The sequence below is a fragment of the Methylophaga sp. UBA5088 genome (assembly GCF_002414625.1).
Lineage (GTDB): Bacteria > Pseudomonadota > Gammaproteobacteria > Nitrosococcales > Methylophagaceae > Methylophaga > Methylophaga marina.
Genome location: NZ_DIAC01000010.1, coordinates 129,574 through 131,758, shown reverse-complemented (window position 1 = coordinate 131,758; position 2,185 = coordinate 129,574). Strand labels below are relative to the sequence as shown.

Sequence of the window (2,185 nt, the reverse complement as noted above, 5' to 3'; positions counted from 1 at the left end):
CTGGTGCTCTCTTCCACTTCACGATAAGTGTTATTACGGATTTCAGCGGCCTGGTTAATAAGAAAGGCGGTTTCCTCACGTCTCGCAGAGTCACGGCCACCATTGAGTAAGTTATAACGCAACCTGAGCATAGCTGTAACGTCTTTATCTGTGCCCACTTGACCATCGATATTATGATCAGCACGAGTGCCTACTTCCAAATGTAGATCTGGGTAAAAAGGCGCTTTCGCTGTGGCATGCTGTGCTCTGGCTGATTCTAAGTCAAAGTTTGCTAGTCTCAATGTTGGGTGATGATCAACGGCTTTAGCGATAGCCTCTTCTAAATTATCAGGGATAAACTCACCTGGTACTTCAGGCAGCTCCAGTGACTCCGGTGTTTCACCAACGACTCTGATAAACGCGGTTTCAGCATCCCTCAATTTACTTTCTTCTTCCATTAGATTGGCTTCTGCCAATGCCAGACGACCCAGGCTCTGGTCCATATCCGCACCACGTCCAACCCCGCGTTCACTTCGTAAAACGATTTGATCATGTGTTCTTTGGTGAGCTTCAAGGTTGGTCTGAGCCAATTCGACAATATTTTGTTGTCGCAATACATTCAGATAGGCATCAACGGCTTCCAAGCCAGTATTCTCAGCAGCACTGTACACCGCTGAGGCGCGTGAGTTAGTCCTGTACTCTTGTCTCAACACTTCATTTTTGGTTTCCATACCATCGAAAAGCATTTGACGAAGTTGTAAGCTGGCTTCATCTCTATTTAGTCTGACTTCACCACGACCTGAAGAACGCGTATTAGGATTATCCGTCATTTCCCAACCAGTACCTAATGCAAGATCAAGCGTTGGATAATAACCTGCACGGGCTTGGTCAACTTCTTTGGAAACAGCTTGTCTTTCACTCGCTGCAGCTAAAATATCAGGATTAGACTCGATAGTTGTCATCACTGCACTCTGCAACGTTTGAGCTGATACACTCGATATCATTACCCAAAGAGGTAGAGTTAAAACTAAATTTTTCTTCATCACTTCAAATCCTAATCCTCTTCAGTCGGAGCGTAATACGCTCACTGACTGACCTAAGCTTTATTCCATTGTGCTTAAAAATGACATGGTGTATTAAAACATAACATTTTGTCGTTTGATATAACTAACGCAAATCTCTGAAAAATATAGCCAGTGACAACCTATCCGGGATATTCATCTTTTGGAAAATGGCTGTTAAATGTGCTTTGACGGTTCTTTCTGTAATGTTCATTGTTCTGGCGATCATTTTATTTGTCGCCCCGTGACTCACTAGCTCAGCGACTTCTAATTCTTTCCGGGATAAGCTATCGAGTTTTTGCTGCTGTTCGCTTGAGAGTGTTGGCGCATGATTTAGCTCATCAATCAGACCGGCAATCACATGACGCTCGACCCAGACTTCACCCCTCTGAATTAATTCAATTGCTATCAGCAACTTATCATCCAGTAACTCTTCCTGAAAATAGCCTCTGGCCCCTTGCTTTAAAATGGATATCTGTTCCAATACAGACAATTTTGGACCTAAAATAAGCACCCGCACACGTTCTGCGCTTGCGTCACTGTGACTGAATAAAGATTCAGCCTCACTATTTAGACAGCTCAAGTGACATAAAATAAGATTCGGTTTTTTCTGAGCAAGTGCCGACTGTGCGTCATCAACACATGAAAAATCATGCACATCATATTGCTCAGACAAAATCTGTTTGATGTGCACAAGTTGATTTGCATCTTGACCGATGCAATAAAGCATTGGGTTGTCTGCCTTCACTGGCATGGTGGGCATGGTCGGATTAATCAACGTTCTCTCATTGCCTCATTTTTAGCTTTGAGTATCGGTTTAAACAAATAATCCAGCACTGTTTTTTTACCCGTAAGAATATCAACTGTCACAGTCATACCTGGAATAATCTCTAATGGACCTTTACTACTCTCTATATAGCTTTTATCTGTTCTTAAATAAATCAGATAAAAACTCTCTCCCTCATCATTTGTAATTGTATCAGCACTTATTCTCTCTAATGTAGCAGGAAGTCCACCATAAATGGAAAAATCATATGCCGTCAATTTCACCATCGCTTGTTGGCCTGGACTTAAAAAAGCAATATCCGAAGGGCGGATATTGGCTTCAATTAATAAATTATCTTCCACTGGCACAATTTCAACCA

Annotated in this window: 3 protein-coding genes; all 3 read right to left on the bottom strand. The window is 42.2% G+C overall.

All coding sequences use genetic code 11. From position 1 onward, the window contains the following. Positions 1-1,022: TolC family outer membrane protein (locus B4K20_RS01490; protein WP_289281638.1), on the bottom strand; the 1,022-nt coding region annotated here is incomplete at its 3' end. A gap of 124 nt (positions 1,023-1,146) precedes the next feature. After that, entirely contained in the window at positions 1,147-1,818 is a 672-nt protein-coding gene (locus B4K20_RS01485; protein ID WP_289281637.1) for a helix-turn-helix transcriptional regulator, read from the bottom strand. Continuing rightward, the coding region (locus B4K20_RS01480) for an HlyD family efflux transporter periplasmic adaptor subunit (RefSeq protein WP_289281636.1) at positions 1,815-2,185 on the bottom strand (371 nt) is incomplete at its 5' end. The genes B4K20_RS01485 and B4K20_RS01480, both read right to left, overlap by 4 nt.